This window comes from Streptomyces sp. bgisy159 (assembly GCF_965341775.1).
Classification (GTDB): domain Bacteria; phylum Actinomycetota; class Actinomycetes; order Streptomycetales; family Streptomycetaceae; genus Streptomyces.
In genome coordinates this window covers 205,423-230,030 of the sequence record NZ_CBDQZH010000008.1, presented here as the reverse complement: position 1 = coordinate 230,030, position 24,608 = coordinate 205,423, and the positions used below count along the sequence as shown (strand labels likewise).

Sequence of the window (24,608 nt, the reverse complement as noted above, 5' to 3'; positions counted from 1 at the left end):
ACCTTCCGGCGGCTCTCCGCGGCGTCGCGACGCCCGGCACGCACCCCACCGCACCGTCGACCGTGCGCCACCCCTTGGCGGAATGGCGAAATCCGCCCATGCTCCGCCACATGACAGCAAAACTGATACATCGTCACTTGACGAGACGTCACATCCTGGGCATGGCAGCCCTGCAGACCGCGGCCACCCTCGGCTTCACCCGCGTCGGCCTGGCCTCGGCCCGGGCGCAGCAGCCCGCCCCCGTGGAGGCCGCACCGGCGATCGTGGTCGGCTCGGGCTACGGCGCCGCCGTGGCCGCCCTCCGCCTCGGGCAGGCAGGCATCCGCACCCTGGTGATCGAGATGGGCCGTCTGTGGAACACCCCCGGCCCCGACGGCCGGGTGTTCTGCTCCACCACCGACCCCGACCACCGCTCCATGTGGTTCCGCACCCGCACCGAGGCCCCCCTGGCCACCTTCCTGTGGCTGGACGTCGTCAACAGGGACATCGGCCGCTACCCAGGCGTCCTGGACCGCGTCCGCTTCGACCACATGTCGGTGTACGTGGGCCGCGGCGTCGGCGGCGGCTCCCTGGTCAACGGTGGCATGGCCGTCACCCCCTCCCGCGCCTACTTCACCCGGCAGTTCCCGACCGTGGACGCCGACGAGATGTACGGCACCTACTTCCCGCGCGCCCGCGCCGCACTCGGCGTCAACGCCGTCGACCCGGCCTGGTTCGAGTCCACCGAGTGGTACCGCTTCACCCGCGTCTCCCGCCGGCACGCCCGCAAGGCGGGTCTGCGGACCACCTTCGTGCCCAACGTCTACGACTTCGACCACATGCGGCGCGAGGCCGAGGGCACGGCGCCGAAGTCGGCCCTCGCGGGCGAGGTCATCTACGGCAACAACCACGGCAAGCGCAGCCTGGACAAGACCTACCTGGCCGCCGCGCTCGGCACCGGCAACGTCACCATCCACACCCTGGAACGGGTCACCGGCATCGCCAGGGCGGCCGACGGCGGCTACGTCCTGACCGCCGACCGCATCGACGACACCGGGACCGTCGTCGGGACCGGCCAGTACGCCTGCGACCGGCTGTTCCTGGGCGCCGGCAGCGTCGGCACCACCGAACTCCTCGTGCGCGCCCGGGAGACCGGCACCCTGCCCGACCTGGACGCCCGGGCCGGCGCCGGCTGGGGCCCGAACGGCAACGTGATGCTCGGGCGCGCCAACCACCTGTGGGACACCGTCGGGGCCCACCAGTCGACCATGCCGGTCATGGGCATCGACGACTGGGACAACGCCGCCAACCCGGTCTTCGCGGAGATCGCCCCGCTGCCCACCGGCCTGGAGCACTGGGTCAGCCTCTACCTGGCGATCACCGGGAACCCCGAGCGGGCGTCGTTCACGTACGACGCCTCGTCAGGGTCGGTGCGGCTGGGATGGAGCAGCGCCCAGAGCGCCGTCTCCGCCGGCATGGCGCGCAACCTCTTCGACCGGATCAACGCGGCCAACGGCACCATCTACCGCTGCGACCTGTTCGGCGCCGCCGGCCGCGTCTTCGCCGACGACTTCACGTACCACCCGCTCGGCGGCTGCGTGCTGGGCGAGGCCACCGACGACTACGGCCGGGTCAAGGGGTGCCCGCGGCTCTACGTCACCGACGGCTCGCTGATCCCCGGCTCGATCGGGGTGAACCCGTTCGTCACGATCACCGCCCTCGCCGAACGCACCATGGCGCGGGTCCTCGCCGAGGACACCGCGCCATGACACACCGCCGGCGAGCCGTGGACTACGTGGACTACTTGGCGTAGATCGCCTCGATCTCGTCCGCGTAGTCCTTCGCCACCACGTTCCGCTTGAGCTTCAGCGACGGGGTGAGGTGGCCCGAGTCCTCCGTGAACTGGGAGGGGAGAATGCGGAACTTCCGCACCGATTCCGCCTTCGACACCGCGGCGTTGCCGTCGTCGACCGCCGCCTGGACCGCCGCGAGCAGGTCCGGGTCCTCGCGCAGCGACGCCGCGGTGGAACCCGCCGGCTTGCCGTGGTCGGCGCACCAACGGCCCAGGAACTCCTCGTCGACGGTCACCAGCGCGCCCACGAACGGCCGGCCGTCGCCCACCACCATGCACTCCGCGACCAGCGCGTGCGCCCGGATGCGGTCCTCGATCACGGCCGGGGCGACGTTCTTGCCGCCCGCGGTGACGATGATCTCCTTCTTGCGGCCGGTGATGCGCAGGTAGCCGTCCTCGTCGAGGGTGCCGATGTCACCGGTGTGGAACCAGCCGTCGGTCAGCGCCTCGGCCGTCGCGCCCGGGTTGTTCCAGTACTCCTTGAAGATGTGCTCGCCGTGCAGCAGCACCTCGCCGTCGTCCGCGATCCGGATCACCGAACCCGGCAGCGGCTGGCCGACCGTGCCGATCTTCTGGCGGTCCCACGGGTTGAACGCGGTGGGCGCGGTCGACTCGGTCAGGCCGTAGCCCTCCAGCACCGTGAAGCCGATGCCGCGGAAGAAGTGGCCCAGCCGCTCGCCCAGCGGGGCGCCGCCCGAGATGGCGTACTCGCCCCGGCCGCCGAGCACCGCGCGCAGCTTGCCGTAGACCAGCTTGTCGAACACCTTGTGCTTGATCCGCAGCCCGATCGACGGGCCCGAGGGGGCGTCCAGCGCCTTGCTGTACGCGATCGCGGTGTCGGCCGCCCGGTCGAAGATCGCGCCCTTGCCGTCCGCCTGCGCCTTGGCCCGCGCCGAGTTGTAGACCTTCTCGAAGACCCGCGGCACACCCAGGATCAGCGTCGGCCGGAACGCGGCCAGCTCGTCCGTGAGGTTCTTGATGTCGGGGACGCAGCCCAGCTTGATCGGCGCCATCATCGGGGCGATCTGCACCAGCCGGCCGAAGACGTGCGCGAGCGGCAGGAACAGCAGCACCGAGCACTCGCCGGTGCGGAACAGCGGGCGGAGCCGCTCCACCACGTTGCCGCAGTCCGCGAAGAAGTTGCGGTGCGTCAGCACACAGCCCTTGGGCCGGCCCGTGGTGCCGCTGGTGTACACGATGGTCGCCGGGTCGTCCGCCTTGGCGAGCGAGCTGCGCTCCTCGACCGTCCGGTCGGCGACGTCCTGCCCGAGCCGGCCCAGCTCCTCGATGCCGCCGGCCTCGATCTGCCAGACGTGCTTGAGGGCGGGCAGCGCCTCACGCACCGCCTCCACGGCCGCCGTGTGGTTGTCCAGCTCGGTGACGATCGCCGTCGCCCCCGAGTCCGACAGGATCCACCGCACCTGCTCCGGCGAACTGGTCTCGTACACCGGGACGGTGATCGCGCCGGCGCTCCAGATGGCGAAGTCCAGCAGCGTCCACTCGTACCGGGTGCGCGACATCAGGCCCACCCGGTCGCCCGGCTGCACCCCGGCGGCGATGAGCCCCTTGGCTGCGGCGCGCACCTCGGCGAGGAAGGCGGTGGCCGTCACGTCCTGCCAGACGCCGTCGACCTTGCGGGCGATCACGGCCACGTCCGGGTGCTGCGCGGCGTTTCTGCGGACGATGTCGGTGAGATTGCCGTCCGCAGGGACCTCGTACAAAGCCGGAAGGCTGAACTCGCGCAAGACTGCTGCTCCTCATAGGGCGCCGGCGCCACGACGTTGTGTGCTGCGACGGTGCGGTCCAAGGCTCGGGCAAGTGCCCAGGAGGCCGGCCGACGGGTCGGGGACCCGCTGGTTGAAATCCTGAGCACGACTGGACCGACCGGACGTTACCCGCCGGTATGGCTTTTTCGACAGGGGGTCCCGGCGAGATGTTCCCTGCGTCACACGGATGGGGCTTCTTCGTCCGTACGGTAGTCGAGGCCGTTGACGACTAGCCAGTAACCGGGGGCGCGCGGGCGGACCCGCCCCTGTTCACGCCCGCCGCACCCGCCTACCCTTGATCGACATGGCATCCCCCTCCACCGGTGGCCGCGGCACCCGCGTCCACGTGGTCAGCGATGTGCACGGCAACGCCCGCGACCTGGCCCGGGCGGGCGAGGGCGCGGACGCCCTGGTGTGCCTCGGCGACCTGGTCCTCTTCCTCGACTACGCCGACCACTCGCGCGGCATCTTCCCCGACCTGTTCGGCGCGGAGAACGCCACCCGCATCGTCGAACTGCGCACCGCCCGCCGCTACGAGGAGGCGCGGGAGCTCGGCGCGCAACTGTGGGCGGGGATCGGCACCGACCGCGCGACGGTGATCGAACAGGCGGTGCGCAAGCAGTACGCCGAACTGTTCGCCGCGTTCCCCACCCCCACCTACGCCACGTACGGCAACGTCGACATGCCGCCGCTGTGGCGCGAGTACGCCGGACCCGGCACCACCGTCCTCGACGGGGAGCGGGCCGAGATCGGCGGCTGGGTCTTCGGCTTCGTCGGCGGCGGCCTGCGCACCCCCATGCGGACGCCGTACGAGATCAGCGACGAGGAGTACGCCGCGAAGATCGAGGCCGTCGGGGAGGTGGACGTGCTGTGCACCCACATCCCCCCGGAGGTGCCCGAACTGGTCTACGACACGGTGGCGCGCCGCTTCGAGCGGGGCAGCCGCGCGCTGCTCGACGCGATCCGCCGGACCCGGCCGCGCTACGCCCTGTTCGGGCACGTCCACCAGCCGCTGGTCCGGCGGATGCGGATCGGCGCCACGGAGTGCGTGAACGTCGGGCACTTCGCGGGCAGTGGGCGCCCCTGGGCGCTGGAGTGGTGAGAGCGCGCAGGTGGGCGGTGTCAACGGGCGGCCGGGTGCGCGGTAGCCTTCACGCTGCACACGCGTGCGCGGCGCGTGCGGCACGTACCCCAGTATCGGCCCGCATCCGGAGGAGCCAAGGCGATGGCGGAACACACCAGTTCGAGTATCACCATCGAGGCGGCGCCGGCCGACGTCATGGCGGTCATCGCCGATTTCGCCCGCTACCCGGACTGGACCGGCGAGGTGAAGGAGGCGGAGGTCCTCGCCACCGACGCCGGGGGGCGCGCCGAGCAGGTGCGGCTGGTCATGGACGCCGGGGCGATCAAGGACGACCAGACGCTGGCGTACACCTGGACCGGCGCGAACGAGGTCTCCTGGACGCTGGTGAAGTCGCAGATGCTGCGCTCGCTGGACGGCTCCTACCTGCTGAAGCCGGCCGGTGACGGGGCCACCGAGGTCACCTACTCGCTGACCGTCGACGTCAAGATCCCCATGCTCGGCATGATCAAGCGCAAGGCGGAGAAGGTCATCATCGACCGCGCGCTGGCCGGCCTGAAGAAGCGGGTGGAATCGGGCGAGTAGCCGGCCGGCCACGGGGAGCCGGGCGACCGGCCGGCCCCCGGCTCTCCACTACCGTTCAGAGCATGCGCACCCTCCTGATCACGGGACCCGGCGGTTCCGGCCGGACGACCGTCGCGGCGGCCACCGCCCGCGCCGCCGCGGCCGACGGCACCCGCACCCTCGTCCTGAGCGCCGACCGCTCGGACACCCTCGGCGCGGCGCTGGGCGTGCGGACCGGAGCCGCACCCGTGACGGCCGGCCCGCACCTCACCGCCTGGCGGCCCGACCCCGCCGCCGCCTTCCGCGACGACCTCGCCGCCTTCCAGGAGCGCGCCTCCACCGTCCTCGACCTGCTGGGCGCCTCCCGGCTGGACCCCGAGGAGGTCACCCCGCTGCCCGGCGCCGGGGAACTCGCCCTGCTGCGCGCCCTGCGCGACGCCGCCCTCGCCGACCGGCACGACCTGCTGGTCGTGGACCTCCCCCCGGCGCCCCAGGCCCTGGCCCTGCTGTCCCTGCCCGAGGAACTGCGCCGCTACCTGCGCCGCCTGCTGCCCCCCGAACGGCAGGCGGCCCGCGCCCTGCGCCCGGTCCTCGGCCGTCTCGCCGGCGTCCCCATGCCCGCGGAGTGGCTGTACGACACCGCGGCCCGCTGGGACCTGGAGCTGGCCGCCGTCGACGCCGTCGTCACCGACCCCGGCACCTCCGTGCGGCTGGTGGCCGAACCGGGCCCGGCCGGCGCCGACGCCGTCCGCGACGCCGCCCTCGGCCTCGCGCTGCGCGGTCTGCGCGCCGAGTCCCTGATCGCCAACCGCCTGCTGCCCGAGCCCGGCACCGGCAGCGACGGCTGGCTCGCCGGACTCGCCGCCCAGCAGCGCAAGACGCTCCAGGAATGGACGGACACCTACGACGACGTCCGCTCCCTCGCCCACCTCGGCCGCGACCCCCGCGGCGCCGACGACCTCGCCGCCCTCGACCCGGGTCCCGTCAACACGGGTCGTCCCCCGGTCGAGTGGCCGGTCGCCGACCGGCCCGCCGCCGAGGGCGCCGACCGGGTCTTCGTATGGCGCATCCCCCTGCCCGGCGCCATACGCGACGACCTCGACCTGGTCCGGCGCGGCGACGAACTCGTCGTCACCGCCGGCCCCCACCGCCGCATCCTTGCGCTGCCCTCCGCGCTGCGCCGCTGCACCGTCGACGGCGCCGGACTGCGCGACGGCGAGCTGTCCGTCCGGTTCGCGCCGGACCCCGAGCTGTGGCCGCGCGCACGGTGAACCCCGTACCGCCGTTCGGGTAACGTCGGAGAGACGAACCGTAGTCAGGAGTCCGTCATGAGCGAAGAGCGCCCCGAGAACGACGGCACCGCGCAGGAGCCCGTCGGAGAAGCTCAGCGCGCCGCCGACGCCGACGCCTGGGCGACCGCCTGCGCCGAGGACCTGGCGGCCGAGAAGGCCCGCCGCCGCACGGAGTACGGCCCGCCGCCCGGCTCCGCCGCCGAGGAACTGCGCAAGTTCGTCGACGCCGTCGCCGACCGGCTCTCCGGACTGCGCTCCCCGCTGCTCGGCTCGGTCGCCGGACCGGCGGCCGAGCAGGTGGTGCGGCAGGTCGTCCGCCAGGCCAAGGCCGCCGTGGAACCGGTCATCGAACGCAACCCGGACGTCATCGACCACCTGGCCGCCGCCGGCGGCGAACTCCTCGCCGCCTACCGCTCGGCCGTCCAGTCCCACGAGCACCGCTGGACCACCCGCGACACCGGCCTCGACGACGTCCGCGACCGGCCCGACCGCACCGACCGCGGGGAGGACGGGGGCCCGGGGCAGCACATCGACTTGGACTGACTCCCGCCTCGGGTACGGTTGGCCCTAGCGGGGCTCGACCGAAACTGAGGGATTCATGGGACTCACCATCGGCGTCGACATCGGCGGCACGAAGATCGCGGCCGGCGTGGTCGACGAGGAAGGCAACATCCTGTCGACCTTCAAGGTGCCGACCCCCACCACGCCCGAGGCCATCGTGGACGCCATCGCCTCCGCGGTGGACGGCGCGCGGGCCGGGCACGCGATCGTCGGCGTGGGCATCGGAGCCGCCGGGTACGTCAACCGGCAGCGCTCCACCGTCTACTTCGCCCCCAACATCGACTGGCGCAACGAACCGCTGAAGGAGAAGGTCCAGGAGCGCACCGGCCTTCCCGTCGTCGTGGAGAACGACGCCAACGCCGCCGCCTGGGGCGAGTACAAGTTCGGCGCGGGCAAGGGCCACCGCAACGTCATCTGCATCACCCTCGGCACGGGCCTCGGCGGCGGCATCATCATCGGCAACAAGCTGCGCCGCGGCCACTTCGGCGTCGCCGCCGAGTTCGGCCACATCCGCATGGTGCCGGACGGCCTGCTGTGCGGCTGCGGCTCCCAGGGCTGCTGGGAGCAGTACGCCTCGGGCCGGGCCCTGGTCCGGTACGCCAAGCAGCGCGCCAACGCCACCCCGGAGAACGCGGAGGTCCTGCTCGGCCTCGGCGACGGCACCCCCGACGGCATCGAGGGCAAGCACATCTCCATGGCCGCCCGCCAGGGCGACAAGGTCGCCGTCGACTCCTACCGCGAGCTGGCCCGCTGGGTGGGCGCCGGCCTCGCCGACCTCGCCTCCCTCTTCGACCCGTCCGCCTTCATCGTCGGCGGCGGCCTGTCGGACGAGGGCGAACTGGTCCTCGACCCGATCCGCAAGTCGTACAAGCGCTGGCTGGTCGGGGGCAACTGGCGCCCGGTCGCCGACGTCCTGGCGGCGCGGCTCGGCAACAAGGCGGGCCTCGTCGGCGCCGCCGACCTGGCGCGGGAGCCCGACCCGATCATGTGACCGGCGTCCTGCCCGAGGGGCGCGGGGGCGCGCGGCACGCCACACACCACCGGTGGCCGCGTAGTCCCCCCGCGCCCCCACCCCGTGGGCGTACATTGATCCACATGGAGCTCATCCGCGTCCTGAGCTACAACATCCGCTCCCTCCGCGACGACGAGAACGCCCTGGCCCGGGTCATCGGGGCGTGCGCCCCCGACCTGGTCCTCGTCCAGGAAGCCCCCCGCTTCTTCCGCTGGCGCAAGAAACTGGCCCGCCTGGCCAGAGCCGCCGACCTCGTGGTCCTCTCCGGCGGAGCGACCGCCGCCGGCCCCGCCCTCCTCTGCTCCCTGCGCGCCACCGTCGAGCACACGGAGGACGTCCTCCTCCCGCTCACCCCCGGCCTGCACCGCCGCGGCTTCTCGACGGCGGTCGTCCGCCTGGGCGGCGCCCGCCTCGGCGTCGTGAGCTGTCACCTCAGCCTCGACGCCACCGAACGCCACGCACAGACCGGCATGCTCCTCGACCGCCTCGCCGCGATGGACGTGGACCACGCCGTCGCGGGCGGCGACCTCAACGAACGCCCCGGCGGCCCCGCCTTCGCGCGCCTCACCGACGAACTCCAGGACTGCTGGAGCGTGGCCGCCGCCCCCTGGGGCGGCGAAAACACCTTCCCGCAGACCGGCCCCGACCGCCGCATCGACGCCGTCTTCGCCACCAAGGGCGTCGAGGTGGTCGCCTGCGGCGTACCCACCGCCCTGCCCGGCATCACCGCCACGGACCTGAGGACGGCCTCGGACCACCTCCCGGTCCTGGCCGACCTCGAAGTCCCGGTCGTCCAGCCGGCCGGACGCCGAGGACCAGTCGGCTAGACGACCGCTCCCCGCCCCGGATCCCCGTCGTCCTCGTCGTCCGTGCGCATCCGCACCACCAGGGTGGCGAAGCCGCCGAGGAAGCCGCCGATGCCGAGGGTGGTGAGCCACCAGGTCATGTCCCAGCCGAGGAGCACCGCCAGCAGGAGGAGCACCGGGCCGCCGATGACCGCCAGCCAGGCGAACTTGGCCGTGGCGTCGGCGGCCGGCAGCGGCGGCGGCTCCGGCGGGACGAAGTGGCCCTCGTCGTCCTCGCCGAGATCGCCGTCGGCGGGCTCCGCGAGCGAGTAGTCGCGGGGGCCGCCGACGCCGGGCGCGAACGAGATCGAGCTGCCGAGCGGGCGGGCCGGATCGGCCTCCGGCTCGCCCTCCTCGCGTGTCACGCCCCGCTCGTCCTGCGCGCCGGCCGTCCCCGTGCCCGGGGCCGGCTCGTCGTTGGCCCGCGACTCCAGCAGCGCCAGGTCCTCGACCGACTTGAAGGGCTTGGTGCCCGGCGGGTCCGGGGGCTCGTCCCCGTACCCGGCGACGATCGCGGCCCAGGCGGCCGCCTCGTCGAAGGGCACGCTCTGCTCCTCCGGTTCGAGACCGTCCTCACGGTCGGAGTCGTGCTCAGCCACCTGCCGTCGTCCCTTCCTTCCCGGCCCGGGGTGCGAGCCGGCCGATGAACGAGAGGCTCTCCTCGAAGATCCGGTCCGCGTCGTAGTCCAACGTCGCCACGTGGTAGCTCTGTTCCAGCAGGATCTCGGTCACGTCCACCGACGACACCCGGTTCAGCACCCGCGCCGAGTCGGCCGGCGGCACCACATGGTCCTGCGGGCTGCGCAGGAGCAGCAGCGGCTGGGTGACCTGCGGCAGCTCGCCGTCCACCAGCCGGAAGAAGTTCCGCAGCGAGTGGGCGGCGTGCAGCGGCACCCGGTCGTAGCCCAGCTCGGCGCCGTCCGGCCGGGCGATGTCGCTGGCGATGCCCTTCGTGGTCCGCACCAGGTGGCGCGCCACCGGGAGGGCGTACGCCGACAGCCCGTGCACCTTGTTCGCCGGGTTGACCACCACCACGCCCCTGACCGCGTCACCGTGGCGCGCCGCCAGACGCAGCGCCAGGGCGCCGCCCATGGACAGCCCAGCTACGAACACCTCGGTACAGCGCTCGCGCAGGACGCGCAGCTCGCGGTCCACCTCCGCGTACCAGTCGGGCCAGCCGGTGAGCTGCATGTCCTCCCAGCGGGTGCCGTGGCCCGGGAGCAGCGGCAGGGACACGCTCAGGCCGTGCCCGGCCAGGTGTTCGGCCCAGGGGCGCAGCGACTGGGGGGAACCGGTGAAGCCGTGACAGAGAAGGACCCCGACCTCTCCGCCCTCATGGCGGTACGGCTCGGCTCCAGGAAGGACCGGCACCTCGGTCTCCTGTTCTTCTGAGGAGGGACGTTCACGAAGGGACGTGCACTGAGGGACGTGAGGTTCACCGTACGCGACGGCACCGACACCGACCAGGCCCGCCGGGTTCCTTCGGGCCCTTCGGCAGCACCGGCCGGGTCACCGACGGGTTAAGGTCTGTTCGACACATACAGGAGGCACTCGGTTGTTGTACGGCGCGATGAAGGTTTCCGTCGGGGGACCGCTGAAGATGATCTTCAGGCCCTGGGTGGAGGGCCTGGAGAACGTGCCCGCCGAGGGCCCCGCGATCCTGGCGAGCAACCACCTGTCGTTCTCGGACTCGTTCTTCCTGCCTGCGGTCCTCGACCGCAAGGTGACGTTCATCGCGAAGGCCGAGTACTTCACCACGCCCGGGGTGAAGGGCCGGCTGACGGCCGCCTTCTTCAAGGGGGTCGGCCAGCTCCCGGTGGACCGCTCGGGCGTGCGCGGGGCCGGAGAGGCCGCCATCCGCAGCGGTGTCGAGGTGCTGGAGCGCGGTGAGCTGTTCGGCATCTACCCGGAGGGCACCCGCTCGCCCGACGGCCGCCTCTACCGCGGCAAGCCCGGCGGCCTGGCCCGCGTGGCCCTCGCCACCGGCGCCCCGGTCGTCCCGGTCGCCATGATCGACACCGAGAAGATCCAGCCGCCCGGCCAGGTGATGCCGAAGGTCATGCGCCCCGGCATCCGCATCGGCAAGCCGCTGGACTTCAGCCGCTACCAGGGCATGGACAGCGACCGCTTCGTGCTGCGCGCGGTGACCGACGAGGTCATGTACGAGATCATGAAGCTCTCCGGTCAGGAGTACGTCGACATGTACGCGACCGCCGCCAAGCGGCAGATCGCGGAGGCGGCCAAGGCGGAGAAGGAGGCCGACAAGGCCCTCGCCCAGGCCGAGAAGGAACAGGCCAAGAAGGAGAAGGCCGAGCGGGACAAGGCCGAGCGGGACAAGGCCGAGAAGGAGAAGGCCGAGCGCGACAGAACCGAGTAGGGGGCGGGCCGTCCGGGGCGGGGCGGGGCCGAGCAGGACAGACGGACGAGGGGGGACCATGGCCCGGCGCGAGCGTGTCATGCGGATGTCGGTGGAACTGCCCCTGTGGCGTGCCCTCACCGCCTTCCGCGTCCTGACCATGCTGTACGCGATCGGCCTGTACGTCTCCGCCCGCGACCACTACGACCGCCCCGGCCTCGTCCTCGCCTACTACGCCGTCCTCGCGCTCTGGACCCTCGCCACCCTGCCCCGGGTGCAGAACGCCGCCGTCTGCACCAAGCGCTTCCTCGCCGCCGACCTCGCCATCGCGCTCACCGGCATCGTCCTGACCCCGCTGGCCGCCACCGGCCGGCACATCCAGGACGGCGGCCCCACGCTGCCGTCGATATGGACCGCCGGCTCGGTCCTCGCCTACGCCATCAAGGGCGGCTGGCGCTGGGCGGCGTTCGCCTCCACGACCGTCGCCGCCGCCAACCTCGTCGAGCGCGGCCACCCGGCCCGCGACACCGTCCACAACGTGATCCTCGTCTGGGTCGCCTCCATCGCCATCGGCTACGTCGTCGAGGTGGCCCGCGCCTCCGAGCGCACCCTGGCCCGCGCGCTGGAGATCGAGGCCGCCACCCGTGAACGGGAGCGGCTCGCCCGGGACATCCACGACGGCGTGCTCCAGGTCCTGGCGATGGTGAAGCGGCGCGGCGCCGCACTCGGCGGGGAGGCGGCCGAGCTGGGCCGGATGGCCGGTGAGCAGGAGGTGGCGCTGCGCGGCCTGGTCTCCGGCGGGCTGACCCCGGTGTCCCGGGTGTCGGAGGACGCCGCCCAGGGTGCGTTCGTCCGCCTCGTCGAGGAGGACGACGGCGAGGACGCCGACGCCCGCGTCGACCTGCGCGCGCTGCTCTCCCCGTACGCCGGCGAGCGGGTCCAGCTCGCCGAGCCCGGCGCCCCGGTCGACCTGCCCCCCGCCGCCGCCCGCGAACTGGCCGCCGCCGTCGGCGCCGCGCTGGACAACGTGCGGCAGCACGCCGGCCCGAGCGCCCGCGCCTGGATCCTCGTCGAGGACGAGCCGGACTCGGTGATCGTCACCGTACGGGACGACGGGCCCGGCATCCCGGCAGGCCGGCTGGCGCGGGCCGAGACGGAGGGACGGCTCGGCGTGGCCCAGTCCATCCGGGGACGGCTGCGCGATCTCGGCGGGACCGCCGAGCTGGTCTCGACCCCGGGGCAGGGCACCGAGGTCGAGCTGACCGTACCGAAAGACGTGACGAACACCCGGGGGAAGGCAGGACTGCGATGAGTGCGAACCAGGGGCGCGGCCCGATCAGGGTGATGGTGGTCGACGACCACCCCATGTGGCGGGACGCGGTCGCCCGCGACCTGGCCGAGTCGGGCTTCGAGGTGGTCGCCACGGCGGGCGACGGCGACCAGGCCGTGCGCCGCGCCCGGGCCGCCGGGCCGGACGTGCTCGTCCTCGACCTGAACCTGCCCGCCAAGCCCGGCGTCCAGGTCTGCAAGGAGGTCGTGGCCGCCGACCCCGGGGTGCGCGTCCTCGTCCTGTCGGCGAGCGGTGAGCACGCCGACGTGCTGGAGGCCGTCAAGTCCGGCGCGACCGGCTACCTGCTGAAGTCGGCGTCCACGGAGGAACTGCTGGACGCGGTGCGCCGCACCGCCGACGGGGACCCGGTGTTCACCCCGGGGCTCGCCGGGCTGGTCCTCGGCGAGTACCGCCGGCTCGCCTCCGAGCCGGCCCCCGCCCCCGACACCGACGAACCCGGCGCGCCCCGGCTGACCGACCGCGAGACCGAGGTGCTGCGCCTGGTCGCCAAGGGCCTGAGCTACAAGCAGATCGCCGAGCGTCTGGTCATCTCCCACCGCACCGTCCAGAACCACGTGCAGAACACCCTCGGCAAGCTGCAACTGCACAACCGGGTGGAGCTGGTCAGGTACGCCATAGAAAAGGGCCTCGACGACGCCTGAACCGGCGCGTCGTCCCCGTCCGCCCCGCTAGCGTGGAGCGTGAGCGCACGACACACGCACGCACACCACCCACACGCACAAGGCGGCGAAGGGACATCCCCATGCGCGTCGGAGTACTCACCGGAGGCCGCGACTGCCCCGGCCTGAACGCCGTGGTGCGGGCCGTGGTCCGCAAGGGCGTACAGGAGTACGGCCACGAGTTCGTCGGGTTCGTGGACGGCTGGCGCGGCGCCCTCGACGGCGACACCGTCCCCCTGGACATCCCCGCGGTGCGCGGCACCCTCCCGCGCGGCGGCACCATCCTCGGCACCTCGCGCACCCACCCCCTCGACTACGACAACGGTGTCCGCCGCATCCGTGACAACCTCGCCAAGCACGACGTCGAGGCACTGATCACGATCGGCGGCCGGGACACCCTCGGCACGGCGGCCCGGCTCGCCGACGAGCACGGGCTGCCCTGCGTCGCCGTACCCAAGACCATCGACAACGACCTGCCGGGCACCGACTACACCCTCGGCTTCGACACCGCCGTGGGCGTCGCCACCGGCGCCATCGACCGGCTGCACACCACCGCCGAGTCGCACAAGCGGGTCCTGGTCGTCGAGGTGATGGGCGGCGACGCCGGCTGGATCGCCCTGCACTCCGGGCTCGCCGGAGGCGCCAACGTCATCCTCATCCCCGAGCAGCCCTTCGACGTGGACCAGGTGTGCGCCTGGGTCACCTCCCGCTTCCGCGCCTCCTACGCGCCCATCGTGGTCGTCGGTGACGGGGCCCGCCCCAGGGACGGCCATGTGGTGCTCACGCCCAGCGGGTCCGGGCAGGCGCGGCTGTCCGGGGTGGGGGAGTGGCTGGCCCGGGAGATCGAGGGCCGCACCGGCAAGGAGGCCCGCACCACCGTCCTCGGCCACCTCCAGCGCGGCGGCTCCCCGAGCCCCTACGACCGCTGGCTGGCCACCCGCTTCGGACTGCACGCCATCGACGCCGCCCACGAGGGCGACTTCGGCACGATGGTCGCCCTGCGCGGCCCGGACGTCGTCCGGGTGCCGATCGCCACGGCGACGGGCGCCCCGAAGACCGTCGACCCGCAGCTGTACACCGAGGTGGGGGTGTTCTTCGGCTGACGGCGGCCCGCACGCCGGGCGACGCCGCCGCGTGCCGGGCACGGCGGCGCCGCCCCCGAGGGGCGCGCCGCGCCGTGCCCGGCCGTATATTCGCCGGTATGGAGATCCTCGCCTTCGGAGTGCAGGCCGACGAGAAGCCCCTCATCGAGCGGGCGTTCGCCGGGCACCACGACGTCCGCTGCCTCGACGTGTTCCTCAACGAGGACACCGTGCCCATCGCGCTCGGCTACGAGGTGATCTCCACCAGCGTCAACTGCGACCTGAACAACCGTGTCCTGCAGACCCTCGCGGCCGGCGGCACCCAGATGGTGGCCCAGCGGTCGACGGGCTTCAACAACGTCGACCTGCCCGTGGCCGAGCGGCTGGCGATGACCGTCGCGAGGGTGTCGTACTACTCGCCCTACTCGGTGGCCGAGTTCGCCTGGACCCTCGCCATGGCGGTCAACCGCCGTATCGTGCGCGCCGCCGGCCGCACCCGGGACTTCGACTTCCGGCTCCACGGGCTGATGGGCCGTGACATGCACGGCCGCACCGTCGGCGTCCTCGGCACCGGCAAGATCGGCGAGGCGTTCGCCCGGATCGCCCACGGCTTCGGCATGCGGCTGCTCGGCTGGGACGTCGCCGAGAACCCGGCCTGCCTGGAGCTCGGCATGCGGTACGTCCCCAAGGAGCAACTGCTCGCCGAGGCCGACCTGATCAGCCTGCACGTGCCGCTCACGCCGCAGACCCAGCAGCTCATCGACGCGCAGGCGCTGAAGGCGATGAAGGACGACGCGGTCCTGGTGAACACCAGCCGCGGCGGCCTCATCGACACCGCGGCCCTCGTCGCCGAACTGCGCGAGGGCCGCTTCACCGGCGTCGGCCTCGACGTCTACGAGGCGGAGGCGGGCGTGTTCTTCCTCGACAAGTCCCTGGAGGCCATCGAGGACGACACCCTGGCCCGCCTGGTCACCTTCCCCAACGTCCTGGTCACCTCCCACCAGGCGTACTACACGGTGGACGCCGTCAGCCAGATCATCGACACCACCCTCGGCAACGTCCTCGACTACACGGCCGGCCGCCGCTCGGAGAACGTGCTGGTGCCGCGCAGCTGAGCCATCAGCTCCCGCACGATCGCGGCACCGTTCAGCGTCAGCACCGACTCGGGGTGGAACTGCACCCCGGCGAACCCGGCCGCCCGTACCGCGTGCACCTCGCCATTGGAGGCCCGGCTCACCTCGACGCCGCGCGCGGCCAGCGCCGTGTGGGCGTCGTCGTCGCAGCGCGCCGCGAAGCTGTTGTAGAAGCCGACCGTCTCCGGCCGTCCGAACAGGTCGACTGTCGTCTGCGCGCCCTGGTACGGGACTTCCTTGCGGACGATCTCCAGCCCCAGCTCGGCCGCGATCAGCTCGTGGCCGAGACACACGCCGAGGACCCCCTGCCCGTGGTCGCGCAGCACCTCGGCGGTCAGCTCGCGCAGGAACCGCATCTTCGGGTCGCCGAGGTCGGACGGGTCGCCCGGCCCGGGGCCGAGCACGAGGGGGCCCCGGTGCGCCCGTACGGCGTCCCGCAGCCCCGGTTCGTCGTAGCGCCGCACCGTCACGTCCAGGCCGCTGGAACGCAGCACGTGCGCGAGCATCGCCGTGAAGGTGTCCTCGCCGTCGACGACCAGGGCGTGCCCGGCGAGTGCCGACTCCGGCGCGGCCGGCCCCTGCATCCGCAGCCAGAACGGGGCCAGCGAGGAGCGGCGCCCGTCGAGGGCGGCGCGCACCCGGGGGTCGTCGGCCAGCCGCGGCAGCGCCCGCTCCTCGCGGGGCCGGGCCGGCCGCACGCCGAGCGCGGCCAGGACGCCCGCCGCCTTCGCGTGGGTCTCCGCGACCTCGCCGCGCGCGTCGGAGCCGCGTACCAGGGTCGCGCCGACGGGCACCCGCAGCCGGCCGTCGGCGGAGATGTCCGCGGTGCGGATGAGGATCGGGGAGTCGAGGGTCTGCGTGCCCCCGGAGTCCCGGCCCAGCAGTGCCAGCGCACCGGCGTAGTAGGCCCGCCCGCCCACCTCGTGACGCTCGATCACCCGGCAGGCGTTCTGTACCGGGGAGCCGGTGACCGTCGCCGCGAACATGGTCTCCCGGAGCACCTCCCGCGCGTCCAGCGAGGAACGTCCGCGCAGTTCGTACTCGGTGTGCGCGAGGTGCGCCATCTCCTTCAGGCGCGGCCCGACGACGACGCCGCCCATGTCGCCGACGGTGCACATCATCTTCAGCTCCTCGTCGACGACCATCGACAGCTCCTCGATCTCCTTGCCGTCGGCGAGGAAGTCCAGCAGGTGCTCGGGCGTCGGCCCCTCGGCCGGATAGCGGTACGTGCCGCTGATCGGGTTCATGACGACCGTGCCGCCGGCCATCCGGACGTGCACCTCCGGGCTGGCGCCGACCAGCGTCCGCTCCCCGGTGTGCACGAGGAACGTCCAGTAGGCGCCCCGCTCGCCCTCCAGCAACCGCCGGAACAGGGCCAGCGCGTCGGCGCGGGAGAACCCCGGGATCTCCCCCTCGTAGGTCCGCCGGATGACGAAGTTGGCGCCCTCGCCGCGCCCGATCTCGTCCCGCAGCACCCGGCCGACGATCTCGGCGTACTCCTCGTCGCCGACGTCGAAGCCGCCGCCCTCGACCCGCACGTCGTGCGCGGGCAGCCGGTCCAGGGCCTCCCGCAGGGACACGGTGTGGGTCTCCTCGGGGGTGAGCACCGTCAGCGGGGTGCCGTCGTCGCGCACGTCGAAGCCGCGCTCGCGGATCTGCCGGAACGGGACCAGGGCCAGCCCCTCGTCGGGGAGGTCGGCGAGCCGCTCGCGCGTGGCGACCGGGCCGATCAGGACCTCGACCACGTCGGGGGTCCGGCCCGGGGTGCGGCGCCGCAGCAGGGCGAAGGGGCGGGTGTCGTGCGCCAGCTGTGCGAGATCCATGGGTCCTCTTCCGTCGATGTCATGACGTCGATGTCGGTGAGGAACGACCCCGGACACGCCGAAGGCCGCCCCTCGGGCGGCCTTCGCGAAGTCTTGCGTACGCGCAGTCAGTGGGCCGCCGGATGAGCGGTCCACCACCAGTTCTGGTGCGTCGGCGCGTGCATGCGAGGGACTGTAGCGCATCCGCCCGCGGCGCCCCAGCACGTCCCGTGATGTGGGACGGCTGTGGCGCCGCGGGCGGTCGGTCGCCGGACGCGCGCGGGTCAGACGATCATGTCGTAGATGTTCCAGCCCCAGCCGATCTTCGTCCGGGAGGTGTAGGGGGCGGTGGCGTTGCCGGTGCCCCGGTAGAGCCACAGTCCGCCGTCCGGGTCCCGGGCGATCAGGTCGGGCCTGCCGTCGCGGTCGAGGTCGCTCGGCCCGAGCAGCAGGTCGTAGATGTTCCAGCCCCAGCCGATCTTCGTCCGGGGGGCGTAGGGGGCGGTGGCGTTGCCGGTGCCCCGGTAGAGCCAGAGTCCGCCGTCGGTGTCCCGGGCGATCAGGTCGGCCTTGCCGTCTGCGGTGAAGTCGCCGGTGTCGGTCAGGGCGTCGTAGATCTGCCAGCCCGCGCCGATGCGGGTGCGGGGCAGGAACGGCCGCGCGGTGTCGCCGGTGCCCTGGTAGAGCCAGAGCACGCCGTCCCGGTCGCGGGCGACCATGTCGGGCCGGCCGTCGGCGGTGAGGTCGCGGGCGCCGGTGACGACGTCGTAGATGTTCCAGCCCGCGCCGACCCTGGTGCGCGGCAGGTAGGGCGCCGACGGGTCGCCGCTGCCCTTGTAGTACCAGAGCACGCCGTCCTTGTCGCGCGCCGTCATGTCGCCGGTGCCGTCCGCGCGCAGCGCCGTCAGGGACGTCACCATGGTGTAGATGTTCCAGCCCCAGCCGGCCCGGTAGCGGCTGAGGAACGGCGTGGAGCCGCTGCCGGTGCCCTGGTACTGCCACAGCACGCCCGAGGAGTCACGGCCGAGGATGTCGTAGCGGTCGGTGGCCGGGTCCGGGGCGGTGCTGTTCACCACGTCGACGTCCGAGGCGCGCACCCAGGCCAGCCGGTGGTTGAAGCGGATCGGGTAGAACGTGTCGGTGCCGCCCACGACCACCGTGCGCGAGCCGGCGCCGGAGCCGTCGTAGGTGCCGCTGTTGTAGTAGGAGCCGGTCACCTCCGAGCCCGCCAGCGTGTACGTCTGGCCGGCGGGGACGGTGTACTTGGTCAGCGGGTCGGTGTTCGCGTCCTGGACCGGCACGTCGGTGCCGTCGTACGCGGCGTCCTCCGGGTAGGTGCGGCCGTAGACCGGGACGCTGCCGAGGCCGGCCCTGGGCCTGACCACGCTCTGGGTGCCGACGGCCGTGGCGAACCGGCCGCCGCGGTTGTAGAACCAGGCCTTCTGGCCGCCGTACCAGATGGCGGTCCAGTCGCCGCGTGCCTCGGCGACGACGTACTCGCCGCCGGCCACGACCTTGTTGCCCCAGTTCCAGCCCTCGGTGGAGGAGATCGAGCCGAGGTACGGGTCGGTGATCGGGGCGGAGCTCGTGGAGGGCGACGAGTACAGGTAGGTGAAGTTGGCCGGCTGGGTGGCGACCGCGGCGCCGTTGTTCGTCAGCTTCGGCTGGTTCGCCGTGGTGAAGGGCGGGACGACGCGGATCAGCTGGCCGGCCTTGTAGACCCCGCCGGCGCCGCCGGCCCCGGTCGGGGCGCCGACCAGCTGCATGTAGTGGTTCCAGTCCCAGAAGGGGCCCGGGTCCCAGTGCTGCTTGGCGACGTTGGTGTCCAGGGGGCCCGGGACCTCGTCGTGGCCGATGATGTGCTCGCGGTCCAGCGGGATGTCGTACTTGGCGGCCAGGTACTTCACCAGTGCGGCGGAGGACTCGTACTCCGGCTCGGTGTACCAGCTGCCGTCCTTGATCGCGTAGCCCTCGTGCTCGATGCCGATCGAGTGCATGTTCATGCTCTTGTTGCCGGCATGCCACGCCTCGTTCTTGTTCTCGACCATCTGGGTGACCAGACCGTCCGAGGCGCGGATCAGGTAGTGGGCGCTGGCGTAGGTGCGGGAGTTCTGGAAGACCCCCAGCGAGCTGTCGTAGCTGCCTTCGGTGTCGTGCAGCAGGATGTAGCGGATCTCGTGGCCGGTGGCGGGGCGGCTCGCGACGCTGTAGTTGCCCCAGTCGTCGATGGTGCCGTTCTGCTGGTAGGCGGCGGGGCGGAAGTCGCAGTTCAGGCCGGCCGGGCAGTCGGGGGAGGCGGTGGTGGTCGTTGCGGCCGCCGCGAGGTCGAAGTCGTCGGACTTCCGCGGCCGGACGGCCGGGTCGGCCGGCAGGGTCAGGGTCTCGCCCCCCGTGGTGACCCGGCGCTCACCCTTCCTGATCGACTCGTACACCCGCGCGGCGAAGAGGTCGGCGCCCTTGCGGTCGGTGGCCTGGCTGGCGCGGGCCACGGCCGGGTACCAGGCGCCGGGGTCCTCGGGCAGTGAGCCGGTGGCCGCCTTCTGGTACTCGGCGAGGAGCGCCGCACCCGCCCGGATGCTCTGCAGGGGGTCGTCCTGCACCTCCTGCGGCGAGACGTCGATCAGCCCGGCGGCCTCGTCCAGCGTGTGCAGGCGCGGGTCGGCGGTGTCGACTGCCTTCTTCTTCAGGCTCCTGAGCGCCTTCGCGGCGTCGAAGTGCTTCTCGACGGCCGGCTCGCCACTGAGGTTCATGTGGTCGAGCAGGTGCTCGCGCTCGTCGGTGTCGCCGTCCTTGCCGTCGCCGAGGTCCTCCGCGTCGACGTCCGTGAGGGCCATGACGTTGTAGGCGCCGGTGGTGGACGGCCGCCCGTCGTGGTCCTCCCAGCGGGTCTGCCGGTAGGAGACCGCCATGAGCACGTTCTGCGGTACGTCGAACTCCGCGGCGGCCCGGGCGAACGCGCTCTGCAGCGACGGCGCCTCGGCCGGTGAGTCGTCGGACCCCAGCAGGCCGGGCGAGGCCAGGGCCAGCGTGCCGGCCGTGGCCGCCGCCACCACCACCGAGGCCACGCCGTAGACGAGCAGTCTCTTCTTCTTGCGGTTTCTGCGATGGCCCGCGCTCAAGTCCCTACCCCTGTCGGTCCGGAATCCCCTGAAGGCCGATCCCTGCTTGCGTGTAGATCGCACCTATGAGGTCCAGCGTTCAACGAGGGGCTGCTGTTACTCATGGGAAATACCGCGGCGGCCGAGGGCTCCGTCTCATCTGTCGAGCCAGCCGAAAACCGGTGGACCCGACCCCGTAATGTGGAGTGCGTGACCGTGAACGCTAAGACCAGCGCGAGCGCTGGCAACACCTGGCGAGATCTGCCCGCGGCGCAGCAGCCCGAGTACCCCGACCCCGAGGCTCTGCGCGCAGTCGTTGCGGACCTCGAGTCGTATCCTCCGCTCGTCTTCGCGGGCGAGTGCGACCAGCTGCGCGCCCGGATGGCGTCCGTCGCCAAGGGAGAGGCGTTCCTCCTCCAGGGCGGCGACTGCGCCGAGGCCTTCGACGCGGTGTCCGCCGACCACATCCGCAACAAGCTGAAGACGCTGCTCCAGATGGGCGCCGTGCTGACGTACGCCGCGTCCGTGCCCGTGGTGAAGGTCGGCCGTATCGCCGGCCAGTACTCCAAGCCGCGCTCCAAGCCGACCGAGACCCGGGACGGCGTGACCCTGCCGACCTACCGCGGCGACTCCGTCAACGGCTTCGAGTTCAGCGAGGCGGCCCGGATCCCGGACCCCGAGCGGCTCAAGCGGATGTACCACGCCTCGGCGTCCACGCTGAACCTGGTGCGCGCCTTCACCACCGGCGGCTACGCCGACCTGCGCCAGGTGCACGCCTGGAACCAGGACTTCGTGAAGTCGTCCCCGTCGGGCCAGCGCTACGAGCAGCTGGCGCGCGAGATCGACAACGCGCTGAACTTCATGCACGCCTGCGGGGCCGACCCGGAGGAGTTCAAGACCGTCGAGTTCTTCTCCTCGCACGAGGCGCTGCTGCTGGACTACGAGTCCGCGCTCACCCGCGTCGACTCGCGCACCGGACACCTCTACGACGTCTCGGCGCACATGGTGTGGATCGGTGAGCGCACCCGCCAGCTGGACCACGGGCACGTCGAGTTCGCCTCGCGGATCCGCAACCCGATCGGCATCAAGCTCGGCCCGAGCACCACGGCCGAGGAGGCGCTGCAGTACATCGAGCGCCTGGACCCGGAGCGCGAGCCGGGCCGGCTGACCTTCATCGTCCGGATGGGCGCCGACAAGATCCGCGACAAGCTCCCCGAGCTGGTGGAGAAGGTCACGGCGTCCGGCGCGGTGGTGGCCTGGGTGACCGACCCGATGCACGGCAACACCTTCGAGGCGGCCTCCGGGCACAAGACCCGCCGCTTCGACGACGTGCTCGACGAGGTGAAGGGCTTCTTCGAGGTCCACAAGGGCCTCGGCACCCACCCGGGCGGCATCCACGTCGAGCTGACCGGCGACGACGTCACCGAGTGCGTGGGCGGCGGCGACGAGATCTTCGTCGACGACCTGCACCAGCGCTACGAGACGGCCTGCGACCCGCGGCTGAACCGCAGCCAGTCGCTGGACCTGGCGTTCCTCGTCGCGGAGATGTACCGGGACCAGTAGGCACAGGGCACAAAAGGGGCGCGGATCACACGGGATCCGCGCCCCTTCGCTCTTTCGTGAGCTTCCCACCCGGGCTAAGGTTAGGTTTGCCTCACCGGAAAACGGGATGGCAGTAGGTACAGCGATCCTGATCGGGAGGTGGGCCGGGTGTTCGTCTGCAGTTGCTTCGGCGTCACCGAGCAGCAGGTCAGGCACCATGCCGAGAACGGTGCCTGCACTCCGCGCCAGATTGCCTCCGCCTGCAAGGCGGGCACGGACTGCGGCTCGTGCGTACGACGGATCCAGGCGCTCCTCGGCCGTGGCGCGTACCCCCGCCGGGACCTCGTCGAGCAGGGCAGGCCCGCGCTCACCGGTCTGGACGAGGCCGCCTAGCTGGTAGCCGGCCCACGCCCGGCCCGCGCCTAGCTCTCCGGCTGCTCGATCAGCTGGGCGATGTACAGCGCCTCGCCGAGCTTCTCCACGAGGTCCAGCTGGGTGTCCAGGTAGTCGATGTGGTGCTCCTCGTCGGCCAGGATGTCCTCGAAGATGTTCGCCGACGTGATGTCGCCCTTCTCGCGCATCACCTTGATGCCCCGCTTGAGCCGGTCGATCGCCTCGACCTCGATCTCCCGGTCGGCCTCGAACATCTCCTTCACCGTCTGCCCCACCCGCACGTGGAACAGCCGCTGGTAGTTGGGCAGCCCCTCCAGGAACAGGATGCGGTCGGTGAGCACCTCGGCGTGCTTCATCTCGTCGAACGACTCGTGGCGCGTGTACTTCGCGAGCTTGGTCCAGCCGAGGTTCTCCTGCATCTTCGCGTGCAGGAAGTACTGGTTGATCGCGGTGAGCTCGCCGGTGAGCTGCTCGTTGAGGAATTCGATGACCTCGGGGTCGCCCTGCATCGCAGCGGCTCCTTCCACATGGGGGAGATGAGGTTGCGGCGGCATCCTCGCACCGGCACGGAAGATCGTCCAGTAAGTGCGTACTTAGTAAGTAAGCGCAAGCTTAGTGAGGTTTCACCTGGTTTGCCGGATTTATGGATGGGCTGGTCATGTGCACCGTGCCGGGTCTGTCAGGATGGGAGACATGGGTCATCCGGTGGAGCGAGCGACAGGAGAAGCAGCGGCGTCCGAGCTACCGCCGGGACAGCGGGTACAGCGCGGCTGGCCGGTCACCCACTACGGTCCCGTCCCCAAGTTCCGGCCCGAGCGCTGGGAGTTCCGCGTCTTCGGCGCCACGGCTGACGGCGCCAAGCACTGCTGGACCCACGAGGAGTTCACGGCCCTGCCGTACACCACCGTCGAGGCCGATCTGCACTGCGTGACGAAGTTCAGCATGCTCGGCGCCGAGTGGGGCGGCATCCCCGCGCGGACCGTCCTGGACATCGCCCCGCCCGCCCCCGAGGTCACCCATGTGATGGTCTGGGCGGAGTACGGCTTCAGCTCCAATCTGCGCCTGTCGGACTTCACCGCCGAGGACACGATCTTCGCCACCCACAAGGACGGCGAACTCCTCACCGCCGAGCACGGCTTCCCGCTGCGCCTGATCGTCCCCCACCTCTACGCCTGGAAGGGCCCGAAGTGGGTCCGGGGCGTGGAGTACATGACCGCCGACCGGCGCGGCTTCTGGGAGGAGCGCGGCTACCACAACATCGGCGACCCCTGGAAGGAACAGCGCTACTCCTACCAGGAGGAGCCGGGGGAGGGGCCGGAGCTCTGACGGGTCAGCCGTCGCGCAGCTTCTTCAGCCGCTCCACGTCCGCCGCGTGCCCCTCCTTGCCGCCGGGCGTCTCGATGACCAGGGGTACGCCCTCGGTGGCCGGGTGGCTCATCAGGGCCCGGAACGGGTCCTCGCCGATGTGTCCGGCGCCGATGTTCTCGTGCCGGTCCTTGTGCGCGCCCGCGACGTCCTTGGAGTCGTTGGCGTGGATCAGCCTCAGCCGGCCCTCGCCGACGGTGCCGACCAGCTCGTCGAGCGTCCGGTGCATGCCGTCCGGGCCGGTCAGGTCGTGCCCGGCGGCGAAGATGTGGCAGGTGTCCAGGCACACGCCCAGCCTGGGATGCGCGTCCAGCGCCTCGAAGTACGGCCCGAAGTCCTCGGCGAGCGAGCACAGCGAGGACCCCTGCCCCGCGGTCGACTCGATCAGCAGGTACGGGTCGTCGTCGTGGGTCAGCTCGTCCAGCAGCGGCAGCAGGCGCTCGCGCACCTGCCCGAGCGCCACCGAGCGGTCCCGGCCGCCGGTCGCGCTGCCGGTGTGCACCACCACACCCAGCGCGCCGATCGCCCGCCCCCGCCGCAGCGAGTGCCGCAGCGACAGCACGGACCGCTCCACGGTCGCCTCGGTGTGCGAGCCGAAGTTGATCAGGTACGGGGCATGGACGTACGCCGGGACCGACTCGGCCGCGCACGCCTCGCGGAACGCCTCGTCCTGCGCCGCGTTCCCGGCGGGCGTGGCCCAGCCGCGCGGGTTGGCGACGAAGACCTGCACCGTCTCCGCCGCGAGGTCACGGGCGTAGGCCAGGCCGGTGGAGTGCAGGCCGCCGGCCACCGGGACATGGCTGCCGACGGGGTTGCGGGAGGGGAAGGAGAACTGCTGGCCGGAGGGGCGGTACTGGCGTGTCACCCGTCCAGGG

23 protein-coding genes are annotated in these 24,608 nt (G+C 72.1%); 15 read left to right on the top strand and 8 right to left on the bottom strand.

The genetic code is table 11. The features are described 5' to 3' along the window. Positions 1-161 precede the first annotated feature (161 nt). Positions 162-1,748, top strand: a complete 1,587-nt coding sequence (locus tag ACSLTV_RS11505; protein WP_432135590.1) for a GMC oxidoreductase — start codon at positions 162-164, stop codon at positions 1,746-1,748. A 31-nt stretch (positions 1,749-1,779) separates the two neighbouring features. Here ACSLTV_RS11505 and ACSLTV_RS11500 read toward each other — a convergent pair whose 3' ends face one another. Then, on the bottom strand, positions 1,780-3,576 hold the full coding sequence (locus ACSLTV_RS11500) for an AMP-dependent synthetase/ligase (protein ID WP_432135589.1): 1,797 nt from the start codon (positions 3,574-3,576) through the stop codon (positions 1,780-1,782). Positions 3,577-3,901: 325 nt separating this feature from the next. Between ACSLTV_RS11500 and ACSLTV_RS11495 the strand changes: the two genes are divergently transcribed. The 6 genes from ACSLTV_RS11495 (at position 3,902) to ACSLTV_RS11470 (ending at position 8,934) form a co-directional block, all read left to right on the top strand. Then, complete coding sequence (locus ACSLTV_RS11495) at positions 3,902-4,699, top strand: metallophosphoesterase family protein (protein WP_435612052.1); 798 nt, start codon at positions 3,902-3,904, stop codon at positions 4,697-4,699. Positions 4,700-4,822: 123 nt separating this feature from the next. After that, positions 4,823-5,263, top strand: coding sequence for an SRPBCC family protein (locus ACSLTV_RS11490; RefSeq protein ID WP_432135587.1), 441 nt, complete (start codon positions 4,823-4,825; stop codon positions 5,261-5,263). 62 nt (positions 5,264-5,325) lie between these two features. After that, the gene (locus ACSLTV_RS11485) at positions 5,326-6,513 is read left to right on the top strand and encodes an ArsA family ATPase (protein WP_432135586.1); all 1,188 of its coding nucleotides are present in this window, start codon (positions 5,326-5,328) and stop codon (positions 6,511-6,513) included. A 57-nt stretch (positions 6,514-6,570) separates the two neighbouring features. Next, complete coding sequence (locus tag ACSLTV_RS11480) at positions 6,571-7,077, top strand: DUF5304 domain-containing protein (RefSeq protein WP_432135585.1); 507 nt, start codon at positions 6,571-6,573, stop codon at positions 7,075-7,077. Positions 7,078-7,132: 55 nt separating this feature from the next. Continuing rightward, positions 7,133-8,086 (top strand): ROK family glucokinase, encoded by a 954-nt coding sequence (locus ACSLTV_RS11475; RefSeq protein WP_432135584.1) that lies wholly within the window; start codon positions 7,133-7,135, stop codon positions 8,084-8,086. Positions 8,087-8,190: 104 nt separating this feature from the next. Then, positions 8,191-8,934, top strand: a complete 744-nt coding sequence (locus tag ACSLTV_RS11470) for an endonuclease/exonuclease/phosphatase family protein (RefSeq protein WP_432135583.1) — start codon at positions 8,191-8,193, stop codon at positions 8,932-8,934. On the opposite strand, the gene ACSLTV_RS11465 is transcribed toward ACSLTV_RS11470, so the two are convergent. Together ACSLTV_RS11465 and ACSLTV_RS11460 are read right to left on the bottom strand one after the other, a co-directional pair. Then, positions 8,931-9,551: a hypothetical protein gene (locus ACSLTV_RS11465; RefSeq protein WP_435612051.1), complete on the bottom strand. Its 621-nt coding sequence runs from the start codon at positions 9,549-9,551 to the stop codon at positions 8,931-8,933. The two genes, ACSLTV_RS11470 and ACSLTV_RS11465, sit on opposite strands and share 4 nt — an antisense overlap. Further along, positions 9,544-10,323, bottom strand: coding sequence for an alpha/beta hydrolase (locus ACSLTV_RS11460; protein WP_432135581.1), 780 nt, complete (start codon positions 10,321-10,323; stop codon positions 9,544-9,546). Before ACSLTV_RS11460 ends, ACSLTV_RS11465 begins: the two co-directional genes overlap by 8 nt. Positions 10,324-10,522: 199 nt before the next feature. Here ACSLTV_RS11460 and ACSLTV_RS11455 point away from each other — a divergent pair, with 199 nt between their 5' ends. From ACSLTV_RS11455 to ACSLTV_RS11435, 5 genes are all read left to right on the top strand, one after another. After that, on the top strand, positions 10,523-11,329 hold the full coding sequence (locus ACSLTV_RS11455) for a lysophospholipid acyltransferase family protein (protein WP_432155740.1): 807 nt from the start codon (positions 10,523-10,525) through the stop codon (positions 11,327-11,329). A gap of 58 nt (positions 11,330-11,387) precedes the next feature. After that, positions 11,388-12,620, top strand: a complete 1,233-nt coding sequence (gene macS / locus ACSLTV_RS11450; RefSeq protein WP_432135579.1) for a MacS family sensor histidine kinase — start codon at positions 11,388-11,390, stop codon at positions 12,618-12,620. Further along, complete coding sequence (locus ACSLTV_RS11445; protein WP_432135578.1) at positions 12,617-13,300, top strand: response regulator; 684 nt, start codon at positions 12,617-12,619, stop codon at positions 13,298-13,300. Before macS ends, ACSLTV_RS11445 begins: the two co-directional genes overlap by 4 nt. Before the next feature lie 101 nt (positions 13,301-13,401). After that, positions 13,402-14,421: a 6-phosphofructokinase gene (locus ACSLTV_RS11440; RefSeq protein WP_432135577.1), complete on the top strand. Its 1,020-nt coding sequence runs from the start codon at positions 13,402-13,404 to the stop codon at positions 14,419-14,421. A gap of 98 nt (positions 14,422-14,519) precedes the next feature. Beyond that, complete coding sequence (locus ACSLTV_RS11435) at positions 14,520-15,515, top strand: 2-hydroxyacid dehydrogenase (protein WP_432135576.1); 996 nt, start codon at positions 14,520-14,522, stop codon at positions 15,513-15,515. Here the strand turns inward: ACSLTV_RS11435 and ACSLTV_RS11430 are convergent. From ACSLTV_RS11430 to ACSLTV_RS11420, 3 genes are all read right to left on the bottom strand, one after another. Next, positions 15,467-17,356 carry an anthranilate synthase family protein gene (locus ACSLTV_RS11430; RefSeq protein ID WP_435612050.1) on the bottom strand — a complete coding sequence of 630 codons (1,890 nt, stop codon included), beginning with the start codon at positions 17,354-17,356 and terminating at the stop codon, positions 15,467-15,469. The two genes, ACSLTV_RS11435 and ACSLTV_RS11430, sit on opposite strands and share 49 nt — an antisense overlap. Before the next feature lie 107 nt (positions 17,357-17,463). Continuing rightward, positions 17,464-17,520, bottom strand: a complete 57-nt coding sequence (locus tag ACSLTV_RS11425) for a trp operon leader peptide (protein WP_432135733.1) — start codon at positions 17,518-17,520, stop codon at positions 17,464-17,466. A gap of 99 nt (positions 17,521-17,619) precedes the next feature. Continuing rightward, positions 17,620-20,454, bottom strand: a complete 2,835-nt coding sequence (locus ACSLTV_RS11420) for an N-acetylmuramoyl-L-alanine amidase (RefSeq protein ID WP_435612049.1) — start codon at positions 20,452-20,454, stop codon at positions 17,620-17,622. Between the two features lie 189 nt (positions 20,455-20,643). On the opposite strand from ACSLTV_RS11420, the gene ACSLTV_RS11415 reads away from it, so the two are divergent. Together ACSLTV_RS11415 and ACSLTV_RS11410 are read left to right on the top strand one after the other, a co-directional pair. After that, positions 20,644-21,996 carry a class II 3-deoxy-7-phosphoheptulonate synthase gene (locus ACSLTV_RS11415; RefSeq protein WP_432135573.1) on the top strand — a complete coding sequence of 451 codons (1,353 nt, stop codon included), beginning with the start codon at positions 20,644-20,646 and terminating at the stop codon, positions 21,994-21,996. 138 nt (positions 21,997-22,134) lie between these two features. Then, the gene (locus ACSLTV_RS11410) at positions 22,135-22,368 is read left to right on the top strand and encodes a (2Fe-2S)-binding protein (RefSeq protein ID WP_432135572.1); all 234 of its coding nucleotides are present in this window, start codon (positions 22,135-22,137) and stop codon (positions 22,366-22,368) included. Positions 22,369-22,397: 29 nt separating this feature from the next. Here ACSLTV_RS11410 and bfr read toward each other — a convergent pair whose 3' ends face one another. After that, a complete protein-coding gene (gene bfr / locus ACSLTV_RS11405; RefSeq protein WP_432135571.1) occupies positions 22,398-22,877 on the bottom strand; it encodes a bacterioferritin in 480 nt (159 codons plus the stop codon). Positions 22,878-23,061: 184 nt separating this feature from the next. On the opposite strand from bfr, the gene ACSLTV_RS11400 reads away from it, so the two are divergent. Next, positions 23,062-23,694 (top strand): sulfite oxidase-like oxidoreductase, encoded by a 633-nt coding sequence (locus ACSLTV_RS11400; protein ID WP_432135570.1) that lies wholly within the window; start codon positions 23,062-23,064, stop codon positions 23,692-23,694. Positions 23,695-23,698: 4 nt separating this feature from the next. On the opposite strand, the gene ACSLTV_RS11395 is transcribed toward ACSLTV_RS11400, so the two are convergent. Next, positions 23,699-24,598 (bottom strand): deoxyribonuclease IV, encoded by a 900-nt coding sequence (locus ACSLTV_RS11395; RefSeq protein ID WP_432155736.1) that lies wholly within the window; start codon positions 24,596-24,598, stop codon positions 23,699-23,701. Between the last annotated feature and the right edge of the window lie 10 nt (positions 24,599-24,608).